This window comes from Micromonospora sp. NPDC093243, from assembly GCF_044753725.1.
In the GTDB taxonomy this organism is placed as follows: domain Bacteria; phylum Actinomycetota; class Actinomycetes; order Mycobacteriales; family Micromonosporaceae; genus Micromonospora.
Window position 1 is genome coordinate 21,156 of sequence record NZ_JBIVNT010000004.1, and the last position, 26,632, is coordinate 47,787.

At 72.8% G+C, this 26,632-nt stretch carries 24 protein-coding genes and 1 pseudogene; 8 read left to right on the plus strand and 17 right to left on the minus strand.

Annotated elements, in window-relative coordinates; translation table 11 throughout:
- Positions 1-13: 13 nt before the first annotated feature.
- From ACIP9D_RS13855 to ACIP9D_RS13910, 12 genes and pseudogenes are all read right to left on the minus strand, one after another.
- Complete coding sequence (locus ACIP9D_RS13855; RefSeq protein WP_350872069.1) at positions 14-1,477, minus strand: amidase; 1,464 nt, start codon at positions 1,475-1,477, stop codon at positions 14-16.
- A 124-nt stretch (positions 1,478-1,601) separates the two neighbouring features.
- Complete coding sequence (locus ACIP9D_RS13860; RefSeq protein WP_350872067.1) at positions 1,602-2,636, minus strand: amidohydrolase family protein; 1,035 nt, start codon at positions 2,634-2,636, stop codon at positions 1,602-1,604.
- Positions 2,636-3,160, minus strand: coding sequence for a 3-hydroxyanthranilate 3,4-dioxygenase (locus tag ACIP9D_RS13865; RefSeq protein WP_350872066.1), 525 nt, complete (start codon positions 3,158-3,160; stop codon positions 2,636-2,638). Before ACIP9D_RS13865 ends, ACIP9D_RS13860 begins: the two co-directional genes overlap by 1 nt.
- Positions 3,157-3,588 (minus strand): RidA family protein, encoded by a 432-nt coding sequence (locus tag ACIP9D_RS13870; protein WP_350872065.1) that lies wholly within the window; start codon positions 3,586-3,588, stop codon positions 3,157-3,159. The genes ACIP9D_RS13865 and ACIP9D_RS13870 overlap by 4 nt, the downstream gene beginning before the upstream one ends.
- A 43-nt stretch (positions 3,589-3,631) precedes the next feature.
- Positions 3,632-4,405: a fumarylacetoacetate hydrolase family protein gene (locus tag ACIP9D_RS13875; protein ID WP_350872064.1), complete on the minus strand. Its 774-nt coding sequence runs from the start codon at positions 4,403-4,405 to the stop codon at positions 3,632-3,634.
- Complete coding sequence (dmpG, locus tag ACIP9D_RS13880) at positions 4,402-5,475, minus strand: 4-hydroxy-2-oxovalerate aldolase (protein ID WP_350872062.1); 1,074 nt, start codon at positions 5,473-5,475, stop codon at positions 4,402-4,404. The genes ACIP9D_RS13875 and dmpG overlap by 4 nt, the downstream gene beginning before the upstream one ends.
- Positions 5,472-6,422, minus strand: coding sequence for an acetaldehyde dehydrogenase (acetylating) (locus ACIP9D_RS13885; protein ID WP_350872060.1), 951 nt, complete (start codon positions 6,420-6,422; stop codon positions 5,472-5,474). Before ACIP9D_RS13885 ends, dmpG begins: the two co-directional genes overlap by 4 nt.
- Positions 6,419-7,213 (minus strand): fumarylacetoacetate hydrolase family protein, encoded by a 795-nt coding sequence (locus ACIP9D_RS13890; protein ID WP_350872170.1) that lies wholly within the window; start codon positions 7,211-7,213, stop codon positions 6,419-6,421. The genes ACIP9D_RS13885 and ACIP9D_RS13890 overlap by 4 nt, the downstream gene beginning before the upstream one ends.
- A 112-nt stretch (positions 7,214-7,325) precedes the next feature.
- A complete protein-coding gene (locus ACIP9D_RS13895) occupies positions 7,326-8,807 on the minus strand; it encodes a 2-hydroxymuconic semialdehyde dehydrogenase (RefSeq protein ID WP_350872169.1) in 1,482 nt (493 codons plus the stop codon).
- Positions 8,808-8,830: 23 nt separating this feature from the next.
- Positions 8,831-10,162, minus strand: coding sequence for an NAD(P)/FAD-dependent oxidoreductase (locus ACIP9D_RS13900; protein ID WP_350872059.1), 1,332 nt, complete (start codon positions 10,160-10,162; stop codon positions 8,831-8,833).
- 68 nt (positions 10,163-10,230) lie between these two features.
- Positions 10,231-11,526, minus strand: a pseudogene (gene kynU, locus ACIP9D_RS13905) (kynureninase); the annotation flags it as partial.
- Between the two features lie 20 nt (positions 11,527-11,546).
- Complete coding sequence (locus ACIP9D_RS13910; protein WP_350872057.1) at positions 11,547-12,449, minus strand: tryptophan 2,3-dioxygenase family protein; 903 nt, start codon at positions 12,447-12,449, stop codon at positions 11,547-11,549.
- A 145-nt stretch (positions 12,450-12,594) separates the two neighbouring features.
- On the opposite strand from ACIP9D_RS13910, the gene ACIP9D_RS13915 reads away from it, so the two are divergent.
- The 3 genes from ACIP9D_RS13915 to ACIP9D_RS13925 all read left to right on the plus strand — a co-directional run bounded on the left by ACIP9D_RS13915 (position 12,595) and on the right by ACIP9D_RS13925 (position 14,546).
- Positions 12,595-13,065, plus strand: coding sequence for an Lrp/AsnC family transcriptional regulator (locus ACIP9D_RS13915; protein WP_350872055.1), 471 nt, complete (start codon positions 12,595-12,597; stop codon positions 13,063-13,065).
- An 86-nt stretch (positions 13,066-13,151) separates the two neighbouring features.
- Complete coding sequence (locus tag ACIP9D_RS13920; RefSeq protein ID WP_350872053.1) at positions 13,152-13,691, plus strand: hypothetical protein; 540 nt, start codon at positions 13,152-13,154, stop codon at positions 13,689-13,691.
- A 12-nt stretch (positions 13,692-13,703) separates the two neighbouring features.
- A complete protein-coding gene (locus ACIP9D_RS13925) occupies positions 13,704-14,546 on the plus strand; it encodes a class F sortase (RefSeq protein ID WP_350872052.1) in 843 nt (280 codons plus the stop codon).
- A gap of 17 nt (positions 14,547-14,563) precedes the next feature.
- On the opposite strand, the gene ACIP9D_RS13930 is transcribed toward ACIP9D_RS13925, so the two are convergent.
- Positions 14,564-15,097: an HNH endonuclease gene (locus tag ACIP9D_RS13930; protein WP_350872050.1), complete on the minus strand. Its 534-nt coding sequence runs from the start codon at positions 15,095-15,097 to the stop codon at positions 14,564-14,566.
- A 296-nt stretch (positions 15,098-15,393) separates the two neighbouring features.
- Between ACIP9D_RS13930 and ACIP9D_RS13935 the strand changes: the two genes are divergently transcribed.
- The 3 genes from ACIP9D_RS13935 (at position 15,394) to ACIP9D_RS13945 (ending at position 18,624) form a co-directional block, all read left to right on the plus strand.
- Complete coding sequence (locus tag ACIP9D_RS13935) at positions 15,394-16,443, plus strand: mechanosensitive ion channel family protein (protein ID WP_400449934.1); 1,050 nt, start codon at positions 15,394-15,396, stop codon at positions 16,441-16,443.
- A 236-nt stretch (positions 16,444-16,679) separates the two neighbouring features.
- Positions 16,680-18,077 carry an MFS transporter gene (locus ACIP9D_RS13940; RefSeq protein ID WP_350872048.1) on the plus strand — a complete coding sequence of 466 codons (1,398 nt, stop codon included), beginning with the start codon at positions 16,680-16,682 and terminating at the stop codon, positions 18,075-18,077.
- A gap of 127 nt (positions 18,078-18,204) precedes the next feature.
- Positions 18,205-18,624 (plus strand): globin, encoded by a 420-nt coding sequence (locus ACIP9D_RS13945; RefSeq protein ID WP_400449936.1) that lies wholly within the window; start codon positions 18,205-18,207, stop codon positions 18,622-18,624.
- 61 nt (positions 18,625-18,685) lie between these two features.
- Here the strand turns inward: ACIP9D_RS13945 and ACIP9D_RS13950 are convergent, their stop codons facing one another.
- The 4 genes from ACIP9D_RS13950 to ettA all read right to left on the minus strand — a co-directional run bounded on the left by ACIP9D_RS13950 (position 18,686) and on the right by ettA (position 22,297).
- On the minus strand, positions 18,686-19,270 hold the full coding sequence (locus ACIP9D_RS13950; RefSeq protein ID WP_350872044.1) for a YbjN domain-containing protein: 585 nt from the start codon (positions 19,268-19,270) through the stop codon (positions 18,686-18,688).
- Between the two features lie 131 nt (positions 19,271-19,401).
- Positions 19,402-20,118, minus strand: a complete 717-nt coding sequence (locus ACIP9D_RS13955; protein ID WP_350872043.1) for a hypothetical protein — start codon at positions 20,116-20,118, stop codon at positions 19,402-19,404.
- Positions 20,119-20,171: 53 nt separating this feature from the next.
- Positions 20,172-20,618 carry a thioesterase family protein gene (locus ACIP9D_RS13960; protein ID WP_350872041.1) on the minus strand — a complete coding sequence of 149 codons (447 nt, stop codon included), beginning with the start codon at positions 20,616-20,618 and terminating at the stop codon, positions 20,172-20,174.
- Between the two features lie 2 nt (positions 20,619-20,620).
- Entirely contained in the window at positions 20,621-22,297 is a 1,677-nt protein-coding gene (ettA, locus tag ACIP9D_RS13965; protein ID WP_350872039.1) for an energy-dependent translational throttle protein EttA, read from the minus strand.
- Between the two features lie 308 nt (positions 22,298-22,605).
- On the opposite strand from ettA, the gene ACIP9D_RS13970 reads away from it, so the two are divergent.
- Positions 22,606-24,006, plus strand: coding sequence for a trehalose-6-phosphate synthase (locus ACIP9D_RS13970; RefSeq protein WP_350872038.1), 1,401 nt, complete (start codon positions 22,606-22,608; stop codon positions 24,004-24,006).
- A gap of 41 nt (positions 24,007-24,047) precedes the next feature.
- Positions 24,048-26,609, plus strand: a complete 2,562-nt coding sequence (gene otsB, locus ACIP9D_RS13975) for a trehalose-phosphatase (RefSeq protein WP_350872165.1) — start codon at positions 24,048-24,050, stop codon at positions 26,607-26,609.
- The last annotated feature ends 23 nt before the right edge of the window (positions 26,610-26,632 follow it).

Genomic DNA, 26,632 nt, shown 5'->3' on the forward strand with positions numbered 1-26,632 from the left:
TCGGGTGGACATGTCAACGCGTCGACCGCCCGACCCCGCTGCCATTCACGTTAGCGGAGTCGACGGCCCGCCAGATTGCGGGGTGGTGATCCCATCCGCCACTGAAGTGCTCCAGTTGCGCAGCCGTGGCGATCAAACGCGCGTCGTCACCGTACCGGCCGGTCAGGAGGGCTCCCACCGGCAGCCCCGCCGCCGTGGCCGCGACCGGCAGCGAGACGGACGGTTCGCCGCTGACGTTGAAGATGGCGCAGTACGGCGAGAACCGGCGTTGCCGGTCGAAATCGGCCGCCGGATCGCCGCCGGCGGTGAACCAGCCGACCGGCGCCTGCGGGGCGGCGAGGGTGGGGCAGAGCAGCAGGTCGCAGCCGGCGGTGCGGCGGGCGCCGAGGCGTACCTGGGCCTGGAGTTCGCCCAGCGTGGCGGAGAGCGTCCCGGCGGAGACCTCGGCGCCCCGGGCCCGGAGGAAGCGGGTGAGCGGCAGCAGCTGGCTCTCCCGCTCCGGCGGCACCGGCGATAGCGCCAGCACGTACCAGACGACCTCGAAGAGCGGCCACGCCGCGGGCCCGAGTGGCGGTGGCACCTCGACCACCTCGTGGCCGGCGGCGGTGAGCAGCGCGGCGGCCCGGTCCACGGCGGCGACGCAGTCCGGGTGCACGGGCTCCTCGGCGAGCATCGGTGCGGTGAACCGGCCGATCCGCAGGCGGCCCGGCGCCGCTTCGCGGGCCGCCGCCAGGTAGCCACCGGGCGGTGGGACCGGCGGCAGGTAGGGCTCGCCGGGCATCGGCTGGGCCAGCACGTCGAGCAGGGCGGCGACGTCGGTGACGGTCCGCCCGATCGGGCCGTGGGTGGGCAGGCCGAACGCGCCGAAGCCGAGCGGGCCGCCGGGGACCAGGCCCCGACTGGGCTTGTAGCCGACCAGGCCGCAGAGTGCGGCCGGAATGCGCAGCGACCCACCGCCGTCGGACCCCTGCGCGACAGGCACCAGCCCGGCCGCCACCGCGGCGGCCGCGCCGCCGCTGGAGCCGCCGGCGGTGTACGTCAGGTCCCACGGGTTGCGGGCCGGCGGCGCGACCAGCCCTTCCGAGTAGAGCGAGCAGCCCAGCTCTGAGGTGGTGGTCTTACCGAGGCTGATCAGGCCGGCGGCCCGCATGAAGCGGACCACGTCGGCGTCGACCGGCGGCACGAAGTCGGTGAAGGCGGCCGAGCCGAAGGTGGTGCGTACCCCAGCCGTGAGGGTGAGGTCCTTGATCGCGGTCGGCACGCCGTGCAGCGGGCCGCGCTGCCCGGCCGGGACCGCGTCCGCCGCCGCCGCGGCCTGCGCGGCCAGGTCGGCGGTGACAGTGACGAACGCGCCGACGGTGTCGCCGAGGGCGGCCACCCGGCCGAGCTGGTGCGCGACCAGCTCAGCGCTGGACAGCTCGCCGCGGGCGATCGCGGCGGCCTGCTCCAGCGCGGTCAGGTCGTGCGGCTCGGCCATGACCTCATCCTGCCCGGACGACCGACCGCTCGCACTCGTCACGCGCCGGCCCGCCCGGGCAGATCGCCCGACCCGCCCGCTTGCGCTCGGTCTCAGGGTGACCCGGAGGGCGGGACGCCAGCCGTCAGCCGTACAGGAAGCGGCGGGCGTTGCCGGAGAGGAGCTTGTCGCGCTGCTCGGCGGTGAGGAAGTCGGCCTGGTGCACCACCTGGCCGACCGGGCGTTCGCCCAGCGGGTACGGGTAGTCGCTGCCGACCAGCACCCGGTCCTCCCCCATGGTCTCCACCAGCAGTCGCAACGCGGGCGTGGCGAAGACCACCGAGTCGACGCTGAACCGGTCGAGGTAGGAGCTGGGTGGCGCGGTCGAGGCGCCACGGACCAGGTCGCCTCGGCGGTGCCAGGCGTTCTCGGCCCGGCCGAGCCAGAACGGGAAACTGCCGCCGCCGTGCGCGAAGCAGATCCGCAGCGAGGGTGGCACCCGGTCGAAGACGCCGCCGAGGATCAGGGCCAGCACCGACAGGTGGGTCTCGGCCGGCATCCCGGTCAGCCAGCGGGCCATCCACCGGTCCAGCCGAGGACCGCCCGGCATGTCCCACGGGTGGACGAAGACCGGGGCGCCGACCCGCGCGCAGTGCTGCAGGAAGGTGACCACGCCCTCGTCGTCCAGGTCGCGGTCGCCGACGTGGTTGCCGATCTCCACGCCGACGTGCCCGTTGACGAGGCAGCGGTCCAGTTCCGCGCAGGCGGCGTCCGGGTCCTGCAACGGCACCTGGCAGAACGGCACCAGCCGCTCCCCGCCGGCCTCGGTCACCGCCAGCGTGAGGTCGTTGAAGATCCGGGCCACCTTCACCGCCTGGTCGGCAGGCCGGTCGTAGCTGAAGAAGACCGGGGTCGGCGAGACGACCTGCACGTCGACGCCGTCGGCGTCCATGTCGGCCAGCCGGGTCGACGGGTCCCAACACTCGGCGCCGACCGGCCGGAACTCCGTCTCGCCAACCATGATCATGGCGGCGCGCTCGGAGTCGATCCGCAGCCACGGCCAGTCGGACCCACCGCACGCGGCGCCGAGGTCCGGCCACCCCTTCGGTACGACGTGCGTGTGCACGTCGACCACCGGGGACCGCGCCTGCCCCGGCAGGCCCCGGACGGGTTCCGCCATCAGCCCTTGCCCGGGTGCAGCGCGCCGCAGTTGGCGCAGGTACGCGCGTTCTCGTCGGCGTAGAAGGCCTGGAAGACCGGGGGCAGGTCGGCGGCGATGTCGCGCACCTGCAACTCCACCTCGTGCACCTTGTAGCCGCACTCCGCGCAGTACCACTGGAACTTCTCCAGGGTGCCCTCCTCCCGGATCCGCTCGACCACCACGCCGATCGAGCCGGGCTCCGGGCGCTGCGGCGAGTGCGGGGTGTTGCGGGGCAGCATCCACATCTGACCCTCGCGCACGTGCACCGTACGCGGCCCCTCCGGGAGCATCAGGTTGATGTGCATGTTGCCCTTGACCTGGTAGAAGAACTCCTCGTACGGGTCGATGTGGAAGTCGGTGCGCTGGTTCGGCCCGCCCACCACCATCACGATGAAGTCGTCCCCCCCGGGGAACATCTCCTTGTTGCCGACCGGGGGCTTCAGCAGGTGCTGGTTCTCCGCGATCCATCCGGGAAAGCTGAACGGCTCGGCGATCTCGCTCACGACTGACCTCCTGGGGGGAGAAGTGCCACGGCCTGAATCTCGATGAGCAGGTGCGGGTGCGGCAGCTGGTGCACGGCCACGGTCGTCCGGGTGGGCCCGGTGGCGTCGAAGAACTCCGCCCACACCTCGTTGTAGCCGCCGAAGTCGTTCATGTTCACCAGGTAGCTGGTGACCTGGACCAGGTCGGCCAGCTCGGCGCCGACGGAGCGCAGCAGGTCGCGGATGTTCTCGATGACCGCCCGGGTCTGCGCCCGGATGTCCAGGGCGGTGGTGCCGAACTCGTCCACCTCGACCCCGGCGAAGGTGTTGTCCGGCCGGCGAGATGACGTACCGGAGACGAAGACGAAGCCGCGAGCCACCTTGACGTGGGGAAACGCCCCGCGCGGTACGGCCTTGCCGGCCACCACCCGGGCCTCACCCGCGCTCACCGCGGTCCCTCCGTCCGAGCCCGGGCCCCGTCGCTCCTCGCGGTCACGACGCCGCCCGCAGCGAGGCCGTGCCGAGCCGCTCGACCACGGCCCGCACGTGCGCGCCCGGGCGCAGCGGCACCGCCGCCGTCGCCGCGCCGGCCAGGAAGACCCAGCCCTCGCGCAGTCGCACCCCGTGCCGCCCGGCCAGCCGGATCCCCTCGTCCAGCGCCCGTCGCGGGTCGCCGAGGATCGCCGCGGTCGAGCCGACCTGGGCCACCCGCCCGTCGACCTCCAGCAGCACGCCGAGGTTCGCCAGCCCGTCCGGCACCGGCGACCAGGGGCCGACCACGAACGCGGCGGCGGAGGTGTTGTCGGCGATCACGTCGGGCAGCGAGAAGGTGAAGTCGGCGTACCGGGAGTCGATCAGCTCGATCGCCGGGGCGACGGCGCGGACGGCGTCGGTGAAGTCGCCCACCGGCTCGCCCGCTTCGGGGAGCCGGTCGAGCAGGAACGCCACCTCCGGCTCCACCCGCGGGTGGATGTACCCGCCGACGTCGACCGTGCCGCCGTCGGGCACCCGCATCACGTCGGTGAGCCGGCCCCAGATCACCTCGTCCACCCCGACCTGTGCCATCTTCGCCTTGCTGGTGAGCCCCATCTTCAGCCCGACCAGCCGCTCGCCCCGGTCGAGCCGGCGCTGCACGAGCGCGGTCTGCACGGCGTACGCGGCATCCACGTCGAGGCCGGTCTCGGCCGCGAGCTGGCCGATCGCGGTCGCGGTGTCGGCCGCCACCCCCAGCTTCTCGGCGATCCCGACGGTGTCCGGCCCGATCATGCGAGTTCCTCCTGCTCGCGCCGACCGGCCAGGTCCAGCGCCACGTCGACGATCATGTCCTCCTGGCCGCCGACCATCCGGCGTCGCCCCAGCTCGACCAGGATCGAGCGGACGTCCACGCCGTACTTCGCCGAGGCGCGCTCGGCGTGCCGCAGGAAGCTGGAGTAGACCCCGGCGTACCCGAGCGAGAGGGTCTCCCGGTCGACCTGGACCGGCCGGTCCTGCGTCGGGCGGACCAGGTCGTCGGCCGCGTCCATCAGCGCGAAGACGTCGCAGCCGTGCTTCCAGCCGTGCAGCTCGGCCACCGCCACGAAGACCTCCAGCGGGGCGTTGCCCGCGCCGGCGCCCTGCCCGGCGAGCGAGGCGTCCACCCGGACGGTCCGCCCGTGCGGCGCCTGCGCGCCGGCTGGCCCGGCACCGGCGATCCGGCCGTGCTCGACGGCCAGCAGGCTGTTCGCCACGCCGAGCGAGAGGTTGTGGTGGGCGTGGATGCCGATCTGCGTCTGCGGCTCGAGCACCTGCCGGTACGCGTCGACCCGCTGCGCCACGTCGGACATCAGCAGTCGACCGCCGGAGTCGGTGACGTAGACGCAGTGCGCCCCGTACGACTCCATGAGCTTCGCCTGGGCGGCGAGACCGGCGGGGTCGTTCATGTGCGACATCATCAGGAACCCGGCCACGTCCATGCCGTTCTCCCGGGCCCAGGAGATGTGCTGGGCGGAGATGTCGGCCTCGGTGCAGTGGGTGGCGATCCGGACGCTGGTCACGCCGAGCGCCTGCGCGGCCTTCAGGTCGGCGATGGTGCCGATGCCGGGCAGCAGCAGCGTGGTCAGCTTCGCGTTGGTCATCACCTCGGCCGCCGCGGCGATCCACTGCGCGTCGCTGGCCGCGCCGTGGCCGTAGTTGACGCTGGACCCGGCGAGCCCGTCGCCGTGCGCCACCTCGATGGCGGCGACCCCGGCCGCGTCCAGCGCGGCGGCGATCGTGCGCACCTGGTCGACGGTGTAGCGGTGGGCGACGGCGTGCATGCCGTCGCGCAGCGTCACGTCCTGGATGTAGAGGTCGGTCACGCGGTCACCCCCGTGGATACGGCGCCCCGCAGCGCGACCAGCCGCTCCGCGGTCCGCAGCGCGGCCGAGGTCATGATGTCCAGGTTCCCGGCGTACGCCGGCAGGTAGTGCCCGGCGCCGGAGACCTCCAGGAAGACGGAGACCTGCAGGCCGGTGAGGTGGCGACCCAGCGACGGGACGTAGGTGTCGACCCGGTCGAACTGGACGTCCTGCTTGAGCCGGTAGCCCGGCACGTACTCCTGGACGCGGGCGACCATGTCGGCCACCGAGGCGGCGATGGCGGCGGTGTCCGCGTCGGCGTCCGGGCAGAGGCAGTAGACGGTGTCCCGCATCAACAGCGGCGGCTCGGCCGGGTTGAGCACGATGATCGCCTTGCCCCGCTCGGCCCCGCCGACCACCTCGATCGCCCGGGCGGTGGTCTCGGTGAACTCGTCGATGTTCGCCCGGGTGCCCGGCCCGGCCGACCGCGAGGCGATCGAGGCGACGATCTCGCCGTACGCCACCGGGGTGACCCGGCCGACCGCGGCGACGATCGGCACGGTGGCCTGCCCGCCGCAGGTGACCATGTTGACGTTGCGCTCGTGCAGGTGCTCGTCGAGGTTGACCGGCGGCACCACGTACGGGCCGGTCGCGGCCGGGGTCAGGTCGACCACGGTGCGCCCGTGCCCGCGCAGCACCGCGTCGTTGTGCCGGTGCGCCCCGGCCGAGGTGGCGTCGAAGACCAGCTCGACGTCGGCGAACTCGGGCATCGCCACCAGGCCGTCGACGCCGCCGGCGGTGGTCGCCACGCCGAGCCGGCGGGCCCGGGCCAGGCCGTCCGACTCCGGGTCGATGCCGGCCATCGCGACCATGCGGAGCCGGTCACTCAGCCGCAACACCTTGATCATCAGATCGGTGCCGATGTTGCCCGACCCGATCACCGCCACCCCGGTCGCCCTCGCACTCATGCCGCTTCCTTTCCGAAGCAGGTCCGGACCGAGCCGAGGCCGGAGATCCGGGCCTCGTACGCCGCGCCCGGGGTGACCGGCACCATCGGGCCGAGCGCCCCGGAGAGCACCACGTCACCGGCGCGCAGCGGGTCGCCCGAGCGGGCCAGGGTGCGCGCCAGCCACTCCAACGCGTGCAGCGGGTTGCCGAGGCAGGCCGCCCCCGCGCCGACCGAGACCGGCTCGCCCGCGTGCTCCAGCACCATGCCGCACAGCCGCAGGTCGACGTCGGCGAGGCGGCGCGGCGAGGTGCCGAGCACGAACAGACCGCTGGACGCGTTGTCCGCGACGGTGTCCACGATGGAGATGTCCCAGCCGGCGATCCGGGAGTCGACGATCTCGATGGCCGGCAGCAGGTGGTCGACCGACCGGATCAGCGTCGCGGTGGTCACCCGCTCGTCGGGCAGGTCGGCGCCGAGCACGAAGGCGACCTCCGCCTCCACCCGGGGCTGCAGGAGCCGGTCGATCGGCACCTCGACCCCGTCGCCCACCGCCATCGCGTCGGTGAGGATGCCGAAGTCCGGCTGGAAGACGCCGAGGCTCTCCTGCACCGCCCGGGAGGTCAGCCCGATCTTGGCGCCCACCCGGCGTTCGCCGCGACCCTGCCAGGCGCGCGCCTGGAGCTGCTGCACCCGGTACGCCGACTCGACGTCCCCCTCGGGCAGCAGCCGCCCGCGCAGCGGCGGGCAGGGCTTCCCGCTGCTGCGCGCTTCGGCGAGTTCACGGTTCGCCGCTTCGATGTCGACGTCCATCTGCCGCCCGTCGGTTGGCTCGCTGCGCTCGCTCACGCCGCCCCTCCGCTCCGCTCCGCGGCGGCGCGAGACGCCACGCTGCTGTGCCTGATGGTTCGCTCGCTGCGCTCGCTCACGTGAGGTCCACGCAGACGTTGGTGAGTTCGGAGTAGAAGTCCAGCGAGTGCACGCCACCCTCGCGGCCGATCCCGGACGCCTTCACCCCGCCGAACGGGGTGCGCAGGTCGCGCAGGAACCAGGTGTTCACCCAGACGATGCCGGCGTCGAGCCGGGCGCCGGCCCGGTGCGCCCGGCCCACGTCCCGGGTCCACACGCTCGCCGCCAGCCCGTACTCGGTGCCGTTGGCGAGGGCGTAGGCCTCCTCCTCGTCGTCGAAGGGCGCGACGTGCACCACCGGGCCGAAGATCTCCTCCCGGTTGGTGCGGGCGTCCGGGCCGAGCCCGGTGAGCACGGTCGGCTGCACGTACGCCCCGCCGTCGCGGGCGTCGCCGAAGCGCGGCGTGCCGCCCCCGGTGAGCACCTCGGCGCCCTCGGCCCGGGCCAGGTCGTAGTGGCCGAGCACCTTGTCCCGGTGGGTGTGCGAGATCAGCGGCATGTTCGCCGTGGCCTCGTCGGCCGGCCAGCCGTACGCCAGCTCGCCGGCCCGCTTGGCCAGGCGCGCGGTGAACTCCTCGAAGACCGGCCGCTGCACGTAGATGCGTTCGGTGCAGAGGCACACCTGACCGCCGTTGGTGAAGCTGGACCGGACCGAGCCGGCCACCGCGGCGTCCAGGTCGCTGTCGGCGAAGACCAGCCCGGCGTTCTTGCCGCCCAGCTCGAAGCTGACCGCCTTCACCCCGTCGGCCGCGGCCCGCATGATGGCGCTGCCGGTGGCCGACTCGCCGGTGAAGGTGATCGCGTCGACGCCCGGGTGTCGGGTGAGGAACTCTCCGGCCGAGTCCGGCCCGAAGCCGTGCACCAGGTTGAACACCCCGGCCGGCACGCCGGCCGCGGCCATCACCTCGGCGAGCAGGGTCGCCGACGCCGGGGTCTCCTCGCTGGGCTTGACCACCACCGCGTTGCCACTGGCCAGCGCGGGCGCCACCTTCCAGGTGAGCAGCAGCAGCGGCAGGTTCCACGGCACGATGACGGCCACCACGCCGACCGGCTTGCGGACGGCGTAGTTGAGCGCCCGGCCGCCGGTCGGGGTGACCGTGGTGAACGACTCGGTGGGCGCGGTGGCGACGATCTCGGCGAACGCCCGGAAGTTCGCCGCGCCGCGTGGGATGTCCAGGGTGCGGGCCTGCGAGATGGCCTTGCCGGTGTCCGCCACCTCGGCGGTGACCAGGTCGTCGAAGCGGCGTTCCAGCTCGTCGGCGACCCGGCGGAGCACCTCGGCGCGCTCCCGCTCCCCCATCCGGCCCCACGGTCCGCGCAGCGCCGCCCGGGCGGCGGCGACAGCGTCGTCCACCGTGGACTGCGACGCCTCGGCCACCTCGAACACCGGCTCGCCGGTCACCGGGCTGAGCTTGGTGAACCGTCGGCCGCCGTCGAGGAACTCCCCGCCGACGAAGTTGCGCAGCAGGCCCGGCCCGTCCGGCGCGTGCCCGGCCATCAGCCGGGGATCCCAGAGCGTCATCAGCGCCTCCCTCGGCTGATCAGGGCCCCGACCACGCCGCCCAGCAGCACGACCGCGCCCGCGGCGGCAGCGCCGAGCAGCCGATGCTGCCGGCGCACCCGACGGCGCACCTCGGCGTACGGGGTGGTGGAGAAGGACACCAGCTCGTACCGGGAAACGTACCGGCCGGGAAGCGCCCGCTCCAGTGCGTGCTCGACCCGGCGGCCGAGCTGGAACAGCGGCGAGGCGACCTTGTCCCGCATCTCCACGAAGTTGGCCAGCGCCATCCGGGCGATCGCCTCGGTGTTCTCCTGCCGGCGTCGCTGGAACAGCGGCAGCGCGCTCGCCCAGTTGTCGGCGCACTCGTCGAGGCAGCGGTCCAGCTCGACCACGTCCTCGAAGGCGGCGTTCGCACCCTGGCCGTAGAACGGCACGATGGCGTGCGCCGCGTCGCCGAGCAGGCCGACCTTCCCGTCCACCTGCCACGGGGTGCACCGGACGGTGCCGAGCACGCCGACCGGGTTGTGCTGGTAGTCGTCCACCAGGTTCGGCGCGAGCGGCACCAGGTCGGGGTAGTGCTCGGCGAAGTGCCGCTCGATCGCCGCCGGGCTGCCCAGCGAGGCGAAGCTGGCCGTGCCGTGGGTGGGCCAGAAGAGCGTGCAGGTGAATGAGCGGTCCGGGTTGGGCAGGGCGATCATCATCGAGGTGCCCCGGGGCCAGATGTGCAGCGCGTCCGGGTTGAGCGCGAAGTCGCCGCCGAGCGGCGGGATGGTGAGTTCCTTGTAGCCGTAGTCGAGGAAGTCCAGGCTCTCGGTCAGCAGTCCGTTGCCGAGCAACTGCCCGCGTACCGCCGAGCCGGCCCCGTCGGCGCCGAGCACCACCGGCGCGGTCGCCACCACCTTGCCCTGCGGGGTCTCGAAGGTCATCTCACCGGTCGCCGGGTCCAGCCCGACCAGCCGGTGGTCGAAGGCGACCCGCACGCCGGGCAGCGCCGTGGCCGCGTCGAGCAGCGCGTTGTTCAGGGCGCCCCGGCTGATCGAGTTGATCGCCCGGTCGCCGGCGGCGCTGTAGGACTGGAACTGCGGCTCCCCCGCCACCGGGTGGATCATCCGGCCGCGCATCGGCAGCGCGTCCGTCATCACCTGGGTGTCCAGGCCGATCCGGCGCAGCGCGTCCAGGCCACGCTCGGAGAGCGCCAAGTTGATCGAGCGGCCCCGCTCGACCCGGCCGGCGCGCGGATCCGGCCGCCGCTCGTAGAGCGCCACCGGGTAGCCGCGCCGGGCCAGGAAGCAGGCCAGCAGGCAGCCGGCGAGCCCGGCGCCGACCACCGCGATCTCGTCGCGTTCCGTCATCGGTCGTGCCTGCCTTCCGTTCGCGACTGCGGCGCTCGCAAACCGGGCTCACTCCCCGCGCTCACCGGGTCCACCGTCGCGGCCAGCGCGTCGGCGACCCGCCAGCAGTCGTGGTACGTCGAGTAGAGCGGCACCGGCGCGAACCGTACGACGTCCGGCTCCCGGGCGTCGGCGATCACGCCGTGCTCGTGCCGCAGCCGTTTGGTCAGCTCGTTGGCGCTGCCCGCCCCGATGCGCACCGAGAGCTGGCAGCCGCGTCGGGCCGGGTCGCGCGGGGTGACCACGGTCAGCGGCCGGCCGGCGGTCACCTCGTCGAGCAGCCGCTCCAGATAGCCGGTGAGCCGCAGGCTCCGCTCGCGCAGCGCCGGCATGCCGACCGAGTCGAAGAGCTCCAGCGAGGTGCGGACCGGCCCCATCGCGAAGATCGGCGGGTTCGAGATCTGCCACGCCTCCACGGTGGCCGGCGGCCGGGACACCGGGGTCATCTCGAACCGGGTGCTGGCCTCGGTGCTCCACCATCCCTCGAAGCGGGGCAGCGTCGGGTCGCCGAGGTGCCGCTCGTGCACGAAGACACCGGCCAACGCCCCCGGCCCCGAGTTGAGGTACTTGTACGAGCACCAGGCGGCGAAGTCCACGTCCCAGTCGTGCAGGGCCAGCGGCACGTTGCCGGCGGCGTGCGCGAGGTCCCAGCCGACCACCGCGCCGGCGGCCCGGCCGGCCGCGGTCACGGCCGGGATGTCCAGCAGCTCACCGGTCAGGTAGTTGACCCCGCCGAGCAGCACCAGCGCCACCCGGTCGCCCTCGGTGGCCAGGTAGTCCAGCACGTCCTCGGTGCGCAGGGCGTCCTCACCGGGTCGGGGCGTCAACCGGACCACCGTGGAGTCCGGGTCCAGCCCGTGGAACCGGGCCTGGCTGCGCACCGCGTAGCTGTCGGAGGGGAAGGCGGCGTCCTCGATCACGATCCGGGTCCGCCGGCCCGCCGGACGGTAGAAGCTGACCATCAGCAGGTGCAGGTTGACCGTGAGCGAGTTCATCACCACGGTCTCCGCCGGCAGGGCGCCGACCAGCCGCGCTGCCGGCGCGGTGAGCAACTCGTGGTACGGCAGCCAGGGCCGCTCGGCCTCCAGGTGCCCCTCCACGCCGAGCTGGCGCCAGGCGTCCAGGTCGGCGAGAAGTTCGTCGCGGGTGGCCCGAGGTTGCAACCCGAGCGAGTTGCCCGCCAGGTAGGCGACCTCGGGGAAGCGACCGCCCTCGGCCGGCGGCACGTGGAACAGGTGTCGGTGCCCGGGATCGGCGGCGTCCAACCGCCGCGCCTCGGCCTCGGCGGCGGTGAGGTGGGACGGTGCGGGGTGCGGGGCGTTCATGGGGGTGTCTCGCTCTCCGGTCACATGCTGGTGCGGGCCGACCACAGCTCCGGGAAGACCACCCGGGCCATGCTGCGCTGCAACCACGCGAGCCCGGCGGAGCCACCACTGCCGACCTTGGCGCCCATGGTCCGCTGCACCGCCTTGACATGCTGCCACCGCCAGTCGCCGAACTGCTCGGCCACCTCGGTGAGCGCCTCGCCGAGCAGCCGCAGATCGTTCTCCGGCCCGCTGTCGGCGTAGATCCGCACCCAGGCCGCCTCGACCTGGGGCTCCGGCTGGTGCTCGACCGAGACGTCGCGGGACAGCAGCTCGGCCGGGAGGTCGAAGCCCCTGCGGGCGAGCAGGGCGATCACGTCGTCCCAGAGGCTCGGCGCGGCCAGCGTGGCGCCCAGCTCGGCGTACACCTCGGTCTGCCGGCGGAACGGCCGGATCAGCGCGGGGTCGCGGAGGCCGAGCAGGAACTCCAGGTGCCGGTACATCGCCGACTGGAAGCCGGAGGCGTCGCCGAGCAGGTCGCGGAAGCGGTTGAAGTCGGCCGGGGTCATCCAGCGCAGCCCTCGCCAGGCGGCGTTGAGCCCCTCCAGGTGCAGCCCGGCGCGGCGCAGCGGCGCCAGCGCCTCCCAGACCTGGTCGGCGCGGAGCAGTCGCTGGGCCTCGATCAGCTCGTGGCGGGTCAGCCCGAAGTAGAGCTCCATGATCTGGCTGACCATCAGGAAGGACATCTCGCCCGGGTCGTCACTGAGCGGCTGTTGCAGCCGGTGCAGCGTGCTGGCGTGGGTGTACGCGTCGTAGGGCACCTGCTCGGCGAACTCCAGCGTCGGTCCGCCACCGTTGCGCGCCGCCGCGGCCGCCCGCTGCTGCGGCGTGCTGGGGCGCACCGCTGCGGCCAGGGCGGGCGCCCGCAGCTCCGTCTGTTCCACGTCGTCTCCTCAAGAAACCGGGGTGAGGTCATGATCCCGCGCCCGGATCGGCGGACGGAATGCCGGATCAACGGCGGCGGTGCGGATCGGCCTGCCACAACGAAGGCATGAGATTGCTTCCGGTTGCCGAATGTAAGGTCGCCTCGTGGACGACATGGACTGGGCGCTGCTGCGTGAGCTGCAGGCCGACGCGCGCCTCTCCTTCAGCGAACTCTCCCGCCGGGTGCACCTCTCCCCGCCGGCGGTGGCCGAGCGGGTCCGTCGGCTGGAGGAGTCCGGCGTGATCACCGGCTACCACGCCCACGTCGACCTGAGTCGGGCCGGTCGTGGTGTGGTCGCCCTGATCCGGATGTCCTGTTACGGCTCGCGCTGCATCCTGCACGACCCCGAGGTGGCCGGCTGGCCGGAGATCCTCGAGATCCACCGGATCACCGGGGACGCGTGCAGCATGCTCAAGGTCGCAGCGGGCTCGATCACCGACTTCGAGCGGGTCATCGACCGGCTCGCCCCGTACGGCCAGCCGTCCAGCACGATGGTGCTCTCCACCCCGCTGGACTGGCACCCGGTCACCCCGCTCGCCGGCCCGGACGATGCCCCGGGCAGCCGCCGCCGCTGAGGGCCCCGGGTTAGCCGGCAGACCAGGGGGAAAGCACCGCGGGTCGCCCCAGCAGGACCGGTGCACCGGTGCCGGGAGGGAGGATCATGCGGGGTCTGCGACCGGACGGTGGCGTGTTTTCCGCCCCGTCGACCATCTTCAGGCTGCTCGGGGCGATCGCGCTGATCGCGGCGTTCGTCCTGGCCGGCGCCGGGCCCGCTCGGGCGGGCGAGAACACGTTCATCGAGGTGACGCCGAACAGCGTGCAGGCGGGCGGCCGGGTCCAGCTCCGGGCCAGCTGCGACAACGACAACAACCGCCAGGCCGAGGTGCAGTCCGAGGCGTTCAACCGGGTCACCCTGCGGCCGGACAACGGCTTCCTGACCGGCTCGGCGACCGTGCCGAACGACAAGCAGCCCGGTGACTATCCGGTCAACCTGCGGTGCCAGAACGGCAATACCGCGTCCACCACTCTCACCGTGCTGAACATGGCTCAACCGAGCAAGGGCCCGGCGACCGGTGGCGGCGGCACAGCCGTCGGGCGGGGCACCGGCTCACTGCTGCTGATCGGCGGGGTGGTCGTGGTGGCCGCCGCGGTGGCGCTCGGCATGGCCGGTGGCCGCCGACGGACCGGGTCCGGGTCCTGATCCGGGGGCATCATGGCCCGCTCACCCTCGCGCCGCAGGCGACCGGACCGGCCCCGGGCCGGCTCGACGGCCCGGTCGGCCCTGCGGGCGTCCGGCCGGCTGGTGGCCAGGACCTCGGGCCGGCTGCGCCGGGTCGGCCGGCACACGATCGCCGCCAGCCTCGCCAGCACCGACCCGGAGGCCCCGCCGCTGCCGGCCCGGCCGCGGGCACGGCCCACGGCTCGCCGCCGGATCGGCGTCGGCGTCGGGCCGGGGCTGCCGGTGCTGCTGATCGCGGGGCTGATGGTGCTGATCGTCGCGATGCTGGGAGTCGAGCGGATAACCGGGATCAACGTGCTGCCGGAGCAGCTCAGCGCCGGGCTCCGGCCGCCGCCGAAGAACTTCCCGGTGCTGCCGGCGAGCCGTCCGGTGAACCTCAGCATCCACTCCATCGACCTGCGCGCCCCGGTGCACAGCGTGGGCATCGCCCCGGACGGCAGCATCGGAGTGCCGGACGCCGCCCGAGCCCAGGAGGCCGCCTGGTACGACCAGGGGCCGACGCCCGGCCAGTACGGCCCGTCGGTGATCGTCGGGCACGTCGACACCACCACCGGGCCGGCGGTCTTCCACGAGTTGAAGGGGCTGCGCCCCGGCGACCGGGTGGAGGTCCGGCGGGAGGACGGCACGATCGCCGTCTTCGAGGTGGACTCGGTGGAGAAGTTCGACAAGGCGGATCTGCCGGTGGACGAGGTGTTCGGGGACTTCAGCCGGCCCAACCTGCGCCTGATCACCTGTGGCGGGCGCTGGGTCGGCGGAGAGACCGGCTACGCGGACAACGTCGTGGTCTTCGCCTCGCTGGTGAAGGTGCGCCAGTGACCGGCCGACCGCCGGCCTCAGGCCGCCTCGGGTTCGCGCAGGTCGAGCCAGTCGGCCCAGCGCGGGTCGGGTGCCCGGTGGCCGAGCACCCGCCAGGCGGTGCCCTTCGGCGCCGCGGGCGACGAGTGCAGTCGCCAGCCCAGCTCGGCGGGGGTCTTGTCGCCCTTCGTGTGGTTGCAGCGGGCACAGGCGGCGACCACGTTCTCCCAGGCGTGCCGGCCGCCCCGGCTGCGGGGAAAAACGTGGTCGATGGTCTCGGCGGGGCCCCGACAGTAGGCGCAGCGCCAGCCGTCCCGGGCGAAGATCGCCCGCCGGGACAGACCGACGTGGGTGCGGTAGGGCACCCGGACGAACCGGGTCAGCCGGACCACCGAGGGCACCGGCAGGGCGTCCCGGGCGCTGTGCAGGATGCCGTCGCCGTCGGCGACACAGACCGCCTTGGCGGAGAGGACGAGGATCGCGGCACGACGCACCGACACGACACACAGCGGCTCGTAGGTGGCGTTGAGGACCAGCACACCGGAGCCCACCGTGGGTCGTATGTCAGGCATCGCGCTCACCCTCCCGGTTCAGCGGCCCCCTCCGCGCGCCGCCGACCGGGGCCGGGCACGGCAGCCCAGCACGGTCGACGTCGGCCGGATCACCGACGTCCGTTGCGCCAATAGTCCCTGATCGGACCCCGGATTGCACGTACTAATCCGGGCTCCCTCGTGAAGGTTTTTCCGGGCCCCGCGAGATGACCGGTTCGCCCGCTCCGTTCACCCACCGGCCGGGTGACAGCGACGGGCCGGTCACCCTGCGGTGGGTCGGCGGCGGGCCACCGGGCCGGTTGCGGTACGAAGACAGGGTGACTGCCTCCGTCCTGACGCTCCTCGCGGCCGTGCCCGGTACCCCCGCCCCGAGCCCGGAATGCCTGAACGAGACGGTGTGCCGGGTCACCTGGGAGACCACCAGGTCGGTCTGGTTCGCCGAGGGCAGCTACTGGATCCTGGTCAAGCCGCTGCGGGTGGTGCTGATCCTGCTGCTGGCGGTGATCGCCCGCTGGGCCGTGCACCGGACCATCAGCCGGCTGGTCCGCACCACCACCGACGCCGGGGTCCCGACCATGCTGCGGCCACTGCGCGAGCGGATCCCGAGCGCCGCGGTGGAGCCCGGCGAGTTCGTGCCCGAGCGACGGCGGCAACGGGCCGAGGCGATCGGCTCGGTGCTGCGCAGCCTGACCACGGCGTTCTTCTTCGGCATCGCGTTGTTGATGATCCTGCGCGAGTTCAGCTTCGACCTGGCCCCGCTGCTCGCCAGCGCGGGCATCGCCGGCGTGGCCCTGGGCTTCGGCGCGCAGAGCCTGGTGAAGGACCTGATCGCCGGCCTGTTCATGCTGATCGAGGACCAGTACGGCGTCGGTGACAACGTCGACCTCGGCGAGGCCAACGGCGTGGTGGAGTCGGTGGGGCTGCGGGTCACCACCGTCCGGGACGGGCGCGGCGTGCTCTGGTACATCCGCAACGGCGAGATCATCCGGGTGGGCAACAAGAGTCAGGGCTGGGCCCTGGTCGTGGTCGACCTGCCGATCGGGTTCGCCGCCACCGAGGAGGCCACCGCGGTGCTGCGTACCGCGGCCGCCTCGGTCGCCCTGGACCCGGAGCTGGCGCCGGAGATCGTCGAGGAGCCGGAGGTGCTCGGCGTGGAGCAGATGACGGTGGACGGCGCGGTGATCCGCACGGTGGTGAAGACGACCGCGGACGGCCAGTTCGCGGTGGGTCGGGAGCTGCGTCGTCGGCTGGCCGAGGCGTTGGAGAACTCCGGGATCACCGCGCAGATCGCCGCCGCCCGCCTCTTCCCCGGTCTGCCCGGCCGGCCGCCGGCCGACGGCGAGCCGGGGCGGGGCGGCGCGACCTGAGCGGTCCGATATGGCCGTCGGTTGTGGGGTCGCGGTCCGCGTGGCCCCTCAGGTATCGTCCGTTCGTTCAGTCGGAGATGCGACGATCTATCCGTTCGCCCTAGCTAGTTGTCAGACGATCGGGCAGAATCCGGGGCACGCGTTCCCCCGCCGGAGCGTGCTGGCGTCCTCGCTGATCAATTGATCTGACGACAGTTCCCGGGCCGACGCCGTCACGAGTGGCCGTCCTGGGGAACATGGAGGCGACGGTGTCCGACGAGCGACCCTCAGCGGAGGGGCCGGCCACCTTCCGCGAGGTCTTCGCCCAACGGGAATTCCGGGCTGTCTTCGCGGCGGGTTCGCTCTCCTGGGTCGGTGACTACCTCGCCAAGGCCGCGGTCACCCTGCTGGTCTACCAGGAGACCAAGTCGGTCGCGCTCTCCGCCGCCGCCTTCGCGGTCAGCTACCTGCCGTGGCTGGCCGGCGGTCCGCTGCTCGCCGCGCTCGCCGAGCGCTACCCGTACCGGCGGGTGATGGTGGCGTGCGACGTGATCCGGATGGCGCTGATGCTGCTCATGGCCATCCCGAGCCTGCCGGTGCAGGTCCTGCTGGCGCTGCTCTTCCTCACCACCCTGGCCAACCCGCCCAGCCAGGCCGCGAAGTCCGCGCTGATGCCACAGATCCTCGCCGGCGACCGGCTGGTCCTCGGGCTGTCCCTGAACGCCAGCGTCGGGCAGGCGGCCCAGGTGGTCGGCTATCTCATGGGGGCCTCGATCGCCGCCCTCGACCCGGTCACCGCACTGCTGATCAACGCGGGCACCTTCGCCGTCTCGGCGGTCCTGGTCCGCCTGGGCGTGGAGGACCGCCCGGCCGCCCTGAGCCCGGCGCACCGCACCCACCTGCTCCGGGAGACCTCCCAGGGGTTCCAGATCGTGTTCGGCACCCCGGTGCTGCGGGCCATCGCCGTGCTCGTGTTCAGCGCCATGCTCTTCTCGATCGTGCCGGAAGGCCTCGCCGCCCCCTGGGCCGCCACCAAAGCCGGGGGTGATCTCGACACGGGTATGGCGCAGGCGGTGATCATGGCCGCCAATCCGGTCGGCTTCATCCTCGGCGGGCTGCTGGTCGGGCGGGCCTTCGGGCCGGCCCGCCGGCTAACCCTGATGCGCCCGCTGGCGGTGCTCGCCCCGCTCACCCTGGTGCCCGCACTGTTCGACCCACCGGCCCTGGTGGTGGCACTGCTCGCGGCCGCCTGCGGCTTCGCGGTCGCCGGCATGCTGCCGACCGCCAACGGGCTCTTCGTGCAGGCCCTGCCGGACGCCTTCCGGGCCCGCGCCTTCGGCGTGATGGCCACCGGGGTCCAGGTGATCCAGGGCCTCGCGGTGCTGGTCACCGGAGTGCTCGCGGACCGCTTCAAGATTCCGTTGGTGGTCGGCATCTGGAGCGCCGCCGGGGTCCTGCTGATGCTCGTGGCCGCCCTGCGCTGGCCGAGCCAGCAGTCGGTCGCCGCCGCCATGACGGCGGCGGTCTCGGCGAACGCGACGCCCGGCCCGGAGGCTCCGGAGGGCTCGCCAGCCGCCGACCGGCCGCACCCCGCGGCCGACCCGGTTCCCGGGCAGCCCGGCGAAGGCGGTCGGCGGCGGCACGCGGTCAGCTGACGGCCGGCCCGGCCGCACGCCCGCTACCGGATGACGTGCCCGCCGACCGCACGCCCGTGACCCGACGCACATCGACGGCGGGTCCACCCGTACCGCCGGCGCTCAGGGCGCCTGGCAGGATGGAACGGTGCACCCCGCAGGTGAATCCGACAGTGCCCAGCCGTCGATGACTCTCTTCGAGGCGATCGGCGGCGAACCCACCTTCCGCAAGCTGGTGGACGAGTTCTACGCCGGCGTGGCCGAGGACCCGCTGCTGCGACCGATGTATCCCGAGGAGGACCTGGGTCCGGCGGCCGAGCGGTTCAGCCTCTTCCTGATCCAGTACTGGGGCGGGCCGAACACCTACTCGGCGCAGCGCGGGCACCCGCGGCTGCGGATGCGGCACGCGCCGTTCCGGATCGGCGCGGCGGAGCGGGACGCCTGGCTGCGGAACATGCGCCGCGCCCTCGACCGGCTGGACCTGCCGCCGGAGCACGCCACCGCGCTCTGGGACTACCTGGAGCGGGCCGCGTACTTCATGGTGAACGCGATGGAGGACCCGGCCTGACGGCCGGCGGGTGGATGGCCGTGGCGGCGGGGATCCGCCGCACCACGGCCGGCCCGGCGGCTCAGAGCAGCGCGCCCTCGTCGTGCAGCCAGTCCACGAAGCTGGTGGCCACCGCCGCGCCGCAGTCGAGCATCTCGACCAGGAGCGCGTCGTGCGTCCCGGCGCCCAACGGCACCTGCAACTCGGCGTAGATCGGCAGCTGACCGCGCTCGGTCGGGTCGCCGATGTAGGCCTTGCAGAACCGGCGGGTGTGGTTCCACTCGTTGACCACCCGGTAGGCCCGGTCGGCCCAGTCCGGCGGGACGGTCGCGTGCGGACGCGCCCGCATCACCAGGATCTCGTCCTCGGGCCCTTCGAGGGTGACCAGCACCGCGTGCCGCTCCCACATGGCCAGCAGGTTGCCGTCACCGTCGGCCAGGTAGCGCACGTCGAGCAGGTCGAGCGCGTCGCAGACCCGGTTCAGCGTGACCGGCTCGACGGTGGCCGGCATCCCGACGGTCACCGACCGGTCGTTGGCCGTGCAGTCGTCGCCCGGCTGGCGCGGGGTCGGTGGTCCGACCCGGACGGTGCTCTCCACTGTGATCCCGCTCCGACTTTCCGAATCGCCGCCGCCGGCGGGACCCGGGCGCCATGACCACCACGGCATCGCTCGCGCACCTCACTCCCCAGCGGATCCAGTCGCCTACGGTGCGTTGGATCCGAGGATGGACGGTACCCGGACAGCCGGGTTGAAGCATCCCCCCAACGACCGCCCCAACCCAGAAGAATGATCCAGGGTCATCCGTTCGGACGACCCGCGAGGGGCGTCAGGCCAAGATCCGTGGCCTTCTGCGACCAGGCCGCTCCGTAAGGTCCCACCAGACCGACCCATCGGCCGGCGACCCGCACCTGGGCGTCGGCCTCCGGCCCGGAGCCGTCCGACGGACCCAGAAAGCCCATCCGGACCAGCCCCTGCACCAGTCGCTGCGGCACCTCGACCGGCGCACCGGGCGGATCCTCCGGGGTGACCAGCACGGCCACGTGGTCGAGCAGCGCGTCGCGCAGCGCCCGCTGCCCCACCGCCCGGCCGGCCACGCCGTGTTCGCTGGCGTCCCGCAGGGTGCCGGCCGCCGCCCGGGCGATCCGCCACAGGTCGGCGGCGGGCAGCGTCTCCACCGGCCGGCTCGCCGTCGGCGGCAGCGGCCACCGCCACTGCGCGTCCCGCCGGGCCGGCAGCGCCGGGCCGGAGCGTTCCAGCTCGGCCAGGAGTTCCGCGGCCGAGACGGTCACGTCCCCCGGCCCCGGCCCGGCCACGGTGCGCACCACCAGCACCTGCCAGGGCAGCCGGGCCCAGAGCGCCGTCCGATTGCCGTCGACCGGACGGAGCCGGACCGGGAGAGCCGGGTCCAGCCGGAGCAGCCGGGCCAGGAACGCGCCGGCGTCGGCGACGCCGACGATGCCGTGCCCGCCGGCAGCCGGTGCGGGCTCCGCCGGCGAGCCGCCCCTCGACGCCACCGCCCCACCGGACCCCGTCGGGACGGGCCGCGGGCCGGCCGGCCCCGGCCGGGTCACGCCGACCCGCCCGAGAGCGCGTACGTCCGCAGGAACTCCCGCTCCCGGTCGGTGATCCGCCGGGGCAGCTGCCGACCGAGGTCGAACGGCACCAGCACCGACCGGGCCCGCCCGGCGAGCACCTCGCCGTCGTAGAGCTCGTAGGCGACGGTGAACCGGGAGGGCCTGATCTCCTCCACCCAGAGTTCGATCCGCACGGTCGGCCCGCCCTCGGCGGTGGCCCCGGCCAGCGGATAGTCGACCGGGCGCAGGTAGTCGACCTCGTGCCGGCGGATCACCACTCCGTCGGCGAACGAGTCGACCCCCGCCGCCCGGGCACCGGCGAACATCAACGCCACCCGGGCCTCCTCGTAGAGGGTGAGGAAGCGCGAGTTGTTGACGTGGCCGAACGCGTCCAGGTCGGACCACCGCAGGGTGCAGTGGTAGACGAACCGGTCAGCCATGATCAGTCGCGGGTCAGCTTGCGGTACGTCACCCGGTGCGGCCGGGCGGCCTCCGCGCCGAGCCGGTCGATCTTGTTCTTCTCGTAGGCGTCGAAGTTGCCCTCGAACCAGAACCACTTCGACGGGTCCTCGTCGTCGCCCTCCCAGGCCAGGATGTGCGTCGCGACCCGGTCCAGGAACATCCGGTCGTGCGAGATGACCACGGCGCAGCCCGGGAACTCCAGCAGCGCGTTCTCCAGGCTGGAGAGGGTCTCCACGTCCAGGTCGTTGGTCGGCTCGTCGAGCAGGATCACGTTGCCGCCGATCTTCAGGGTCAACGCCAGGTTGAGCCGGTTGCGCTCACCGCCGGAGAGCACCTTGGTCGGCTTCTGCTGGTCCGGGCCCTTGAAGCCGAACGCGGCGATGTACGCCCGGGACGGCATCTCGACCTTGCCCACCATCAGGTAGTCCAGGCCGTCGGAGACGACCTCCCAGACGGTCTTGTCGCCGCTGAGGCCCTGCCGGTTCTGGTCGACGTACGACAGCGAGACGGTCTCGCCGACCCGGACCGAGCCGCTCGTCGGCTGCTCCAGCCCGACGATGGTCTTGAACAGGGTGGTCTTGCCGACGCCGTTCGGGCCGATGATGCCGACGATGCCGTTGCGCGGCAGCGAGAACGACAGATCGTTGATCAGCACCCGGTCGCCGAAGCCCTTGGTGAGGTGCGAGGCCTCGATGACCGTGCTGCCCAGGCGCGGGCCCGGCGGGATCTGGATCTCCTCGAAGTCCAGCTTGCGGGTCTTCTCCGCCTCGGTGGCCATCTCGTCGTACCGGTCCAGGCGGGCCTTGGACTTGGTCTGCCGGGCCTTGGCGTTGGAGCGGACCCACTCGAGCTCTTCGGTGAGGCGCTTCTTCATCTTGGCGTCGCGACGGCCCTCGACGGCCAGCCGGGCGGCCTTCTTCTCCAGGTAGGTGGAGTAGTTGCCCTCGTAGGGGTAGGTCCGGCCGCGGTCCAGCTCGAGGATCCAGTTGGCCACGTTGTCGAGGAAGTACCGGTCGTGGGTGATCGCCATGACGGTGCCGGCGTACTTGGCCAGGTGCTGCTCCAGCCAGGAGACGCTCTCCGCGTCCAGGTGGTTGGTGGGCTCGTCGAGCAGCAGCAGGTCGGGCGCCTCCAGCAGCAGCTTGCAGAGCGCCACCCGGCGGCGCTCACCACCGGAGAGCTGGGTGACGTCGGCGTCCGGCGGCGGGCAACGCAGCGCGTCCATGGCCAGTTCGAGCTTGGAGTCGATGTCCCAGGCGTCGAGGTGGTCCAGCTCCTCCTGGAGCTTGCCCATCTCCTCCATCAGCTCGTCGGAGTAGTCCGTCGCCATCTGCTCGGCGATCTTGTTGAACCGCTCCAGCTTGGCCTTGGTCTCGGCGACCGCCTCCTCGACGTTGCCGAGCACGGTCTTGGCGTCGTTGAGCGGAGGCTCCTGGGCGAGCATGCCGACGGTGTAGCCGGGCATCAGGCGGGCCTCGCCGTTGCTCGGCTTGTCGAGCCCTGCCATGATCTTGAGGAGGCTGGACTTACCGGCGCCGTTCGGCCCGACCACGCCGATCTTGGCCCCGGGCAGGAAGTTCAGCGTCACGTTGTCCAGCACGACCTTGTCGCCGTGCGCCTTGCGCGCCTTTTCCAGGACGTAGATGAACTGGGCCACGGTGCGGGCTACCTCCGTCGATTGGGATCGCGAGCTTTGCGGCGCGGCGCGGGCTGCGACTTCCGCCGGCCGCCGCCGGCCGGGGGCCGGCTGCACGCACGCCGTCGTCAATCCTGACAGGTACGGCGGGCTTCGCCCACATCACCCCGCCCCCCGTGTAGCCCGGTCGGCGGCTGTTGGCAAGATCACCGGCAGGATTCGGCGACCGTGGGACGGGTAGGGAACTCCGGCACGGGGCCCCAGACGCCGCAGCTACGCTCAGTACGCTCATTCGCGGTTGACCCGTCAGCACCCGGAGGTGGCCGAACGTGACCGTCCGCAGCTCCTTTGTCGTAGTGGCGAACCGCCTGCCGGTCGACGAGGTGAGCACACCTGAGGGACGGCAGTGGCGACGCAGCCCGGGCGGGCTGGTGACGGCGCTGCATCCCGTCCTCGCCGAGCACCAGGGCACCTGGGTCGGCTGGGCCGGCGGCACCGGCGCCGCCCCCGAACCCTTCGACCTGGAGGGCATCCGGCTGCACCCCGTACCGCTCAGCGCCGAGGAGCTGGAGCGCTACTACGAGGGTCAGTCCAACGCGACGATCTGGCCGCTCTACCACGACGCGGTCGAGACGCCGGCCTACAAGCGCCGCTGGCGGGAGGCGTACCGACTGGTCAACGCCCGGTTCGCCGAGGCCGCGGCGGAGGTGGCGGCCGAGGGCGCCACGGTCTGGGTGCAGGACTACCAGCTGCAGCTGGTGCCGGCGATGCTCCGCGAGCTGCGGCCGGACCTACGGATCGGCTTCTTCCTGCACATTCCGTTCCCGCCGATCGAGCTGTTCATGCAGATGCCGTTCCGCACCGAGATCCTGCGCGGTCTGCTCGGCGCCGACCTGGTCGGGTTCCAGCAGCGACTGGCCGCGCAGAACTTCGTCCGGCTGGCCCGGCACCTGCTCGGCCTGCGCTACGAGGGGCAGATGATCCAGGTCGACGGCCGGCAGGTGAAGGCCGGGGCCTTCCCCATCTCGATCGACACCCGGGAGATGGAGCGGATGGCCGCCGACCCGGCGGTCCTGGCCCGGGCCAAGGAGATCCGCGAGGAGCTGGGCAACCCCAAGACGATCATCCTGGGCGTGGACCGGCTCGACTACACCAAGGGCATCGAGCTACGGCTCAAGGCCTTCCGGGAACTGCTGGCTGACGGAAAGCTGACAGTGCCCGACGCGGTCATGGTCCAGGTGGCCACGCCGAGCCGCGAGCGCGTGGAGCACTACCAGGCGCTCCGGGTCAAGGTGGAACGCGAGGTTGGTCGGATTAATGGCGAATTCGGCAGGGTCGGCGTGCCGGCGGTGCATTATCTGCATCAGTCGTACAGTCGCAGTGAACTTGCCGCGATGTACGTCGCTGCCGACGTGATGATGGTGACCCCGCTTCGAGACGGGATGAATCTGGTGGCCAAGGAGTACGTCGCATCGCGCGGGGACCAGGGCGGCGCGCTCGTACTCAGTGAGTTCGCCGGCGCGGCCACCGAGCTGCGCCAGGCATTTTTGTGCAACCCGCACGACCCGGACGCGGTCAAGGACGCCCTGCTGCGGGCCGTGCATGTGGAGAAGCCGGAGGCGCGCCGCCGCATGCGGACGATGCAACGCCATTTGCGTACCAATGACGTTGGCCACTGGGCCAAGTCGTTCCTCACCGAGCTCGGCGTGCCGGAGGCGGAGGCCGCGTGAACACGCCCGTCCCCGGTGGCGCCACCATCGCCACCGGCGTCATGGACCCGGAACTGCGCTCGGCCATCGGCCGGATCGCCCGGGTCCCCCAGCTCCTGATCGCCTGCGACTACGACGGCACCCTGGCCCCGATCGTCGAGGACCCGAGCAAGGCCGTACCGCTGCCCGAGGCGGTCGCCGCGATCCGCGCGCTGGCCTCCCTGCCGCAGACGAGCGTTGCGGTGGTCTCCGGCCGGGCGCTGCGCGACCTGGCCGCGCTCTCCCGGCTGCCCAGCGAGGTCCACCTGGTCGGCAGCCACGGCTCCGAGTTCGACATCGGCTTCGTCGAGCGGCTCTCCCCGGAGCTGATCGCCGTACGCACCCGGCTACGCGACGCGCTGCGCGAGATCGCCGCGAGCCACCCGGGCGTACGGCTCGAGCGCAAGCCGGCGAGCGTGGCGGTGCACACCCGCGGGGTCGACCCGCAGGTCGCCGCCGCCGCCATCGAGGCGGTCCGTGGTGGCCCCGCCACCTGGGACGGCGTCACGGTCACCCAGGGCAAGGAGGTCATCGAACTGTCGGTGGTCGCCACCCACAAGGGCACCGCGGTCGACCAGCTGCGCACCCAGCTCTCCGCCAGCGCGGTGCTCTTCATCGGCGACGACGTCACCGACGAGAACGCCTTCGGCAACCTGCACGGGCCGGACGTCGGCATCAAGATCGGCGTGGGCGACACCAAGGCCGACTACCGGGTCGACGAGCCGATCGAGGCGGCGCGCGCCCTCGGCCTGCTGCTCGAGACCCGGCGGCACTGGCTCTTCGGCGAGCGGGCGGTGCCGATCGAGCGGCACTCCATGCTGGCCAACGGCCGGACCGTCGCGCTGCTCACCCCCGACGCCAAGGTCACCTGGCTCTGCAACCCCAAGCCCGACTCGGCGGCGATCTTCGCCGACCTGGTCGGCGGCAGCCCGGCCGGGCACTTCACCGTCTCGCCCGAGCGCGGCGGCATCCCGTTGGGCCAGCGCTACCGCGGCGGCACGATGACGGTGGAGACCCGGTGGTCCGGTCTCACCGTGACCGACTGGCTGGACCTGCCGGCGCAGGAGACCACTCCGGACGGCCCCGCCATCATGGCCGGCGACTCGACGCTGGTCCGGGTGCTCACCGGCCACGGCCGGGCCCGGGTGGAGTTCGCCCCCCGGCCCGAGTTCGGCCAGGTGGCGGTGCAGTTGCAGCCGGTCGGCGACGGTCTGCTGGTGCTCGGTTCGAACGAGCCGATCGCGCTCTACTCCCCCGGGGTCGAGTGGGACGTCGTCAGCGACGGCGGCTACGAGACCGCCAAGGCGGTCGTGGACCTGCGGGCGGCAGGCGGGCAGGTCGTGCTGGAGCTGCGCTTCGGCACCCACAGCGTGGAGCACCACCGGCTGCCCGTGCACGAGCGGCAGGCCGCCGCCGAGCAGCCGTGGAAGGACTGGGTGGCCTCGCTCAAGCTGCCCACCACCGCCCGCGACCTGGTGGTCCGCAGCGCGCTGACGCTGCGCGGGCTCTGCCACCAGCCCACCGGCTCGATCCTGGCCGCCGCGACCACCTCGCTGCCGGAGGAGCTGGGCGGCGTCCGCAACTGGGACTACCGCTACTGCTGGCTGCGCGACGCGGCGCTGACCGCCCGGTCGCTGGTCGACCTCGGCTCGACCGAGGAGGCCGAGGGGCTGCTCCGCTGGATCGACGGCGTCGTCGAGCGCACCGGCGGGCACCCGGAGCGGCTGCACCCGCTCTACACGGTCGACGGGTACGAACTCGGCGCCGAGGCGGTCATCGACACCCTGCCCGGCTACGCCGGCTCCCGGCCCGTCCGGGTCGGCAACCTGGCCAACCACCAGCTCCAGCTGGATGTCTTCGGCCCGGTCGCCGACCTGATCGCCGCCGTGGCCGACCTGCGCGGCTCGGTCCGGGAGACCGAGTGGCGGGTGCTGGAGTCGATGGTCGAGGCGGTCAGCCGCCGCTGGCACGAGCCCGACCACGGCATCTGGGAGGCCCGCCTCCCACCGCGGCACCACATCTTCTCCAAGGTGATGTGCTGGATGACCGTGGACCGGGCCCTGCACGTGGTGCGCCAGCACGGCGGCGAGGACCGGCCGGAGTGGGTCGATCTGCGCGACCGGATCGCGGCAAACGTGCTGGAGCACGGCTGGCACGAGCACGCGGAGGCCTACAGCGTCGCCTACGGCGACGAGGACATGGACGCCTCGTCGCTCTGGATCGGCCTCTCCGGGCTGCTCCCGGGCGACGACCCGCGCTTCCTCTCCACGGTGCTGAAGATCGAAGCTGACCTGCGCAGCGGGCCGGTCGTCTACCGCTACCACTGGGACGACGGCCTGCCCGGGCGGGAGGGTGGCTTCCACATCTGCACGGCGTGGCTGATCGAGGCGTACCTGCGCACCGGCCGGCGGCTCGACGCCGAGGAGCTCTTCGCCCAGATGGTCGACACCGCCGGGCCCACCGGGCTGCTCCCCGAGCAGTACGACCCGCTGGCCGAGCGCGGGCTGGGCAACCACCCGCAGGCCTACAGCCACCTCGGCCTGATCCGCTGTGCCCTCCTGCTGGACAACATGCTCAAGCAGTGAGCTGACCCGTTCACCGGTGACGG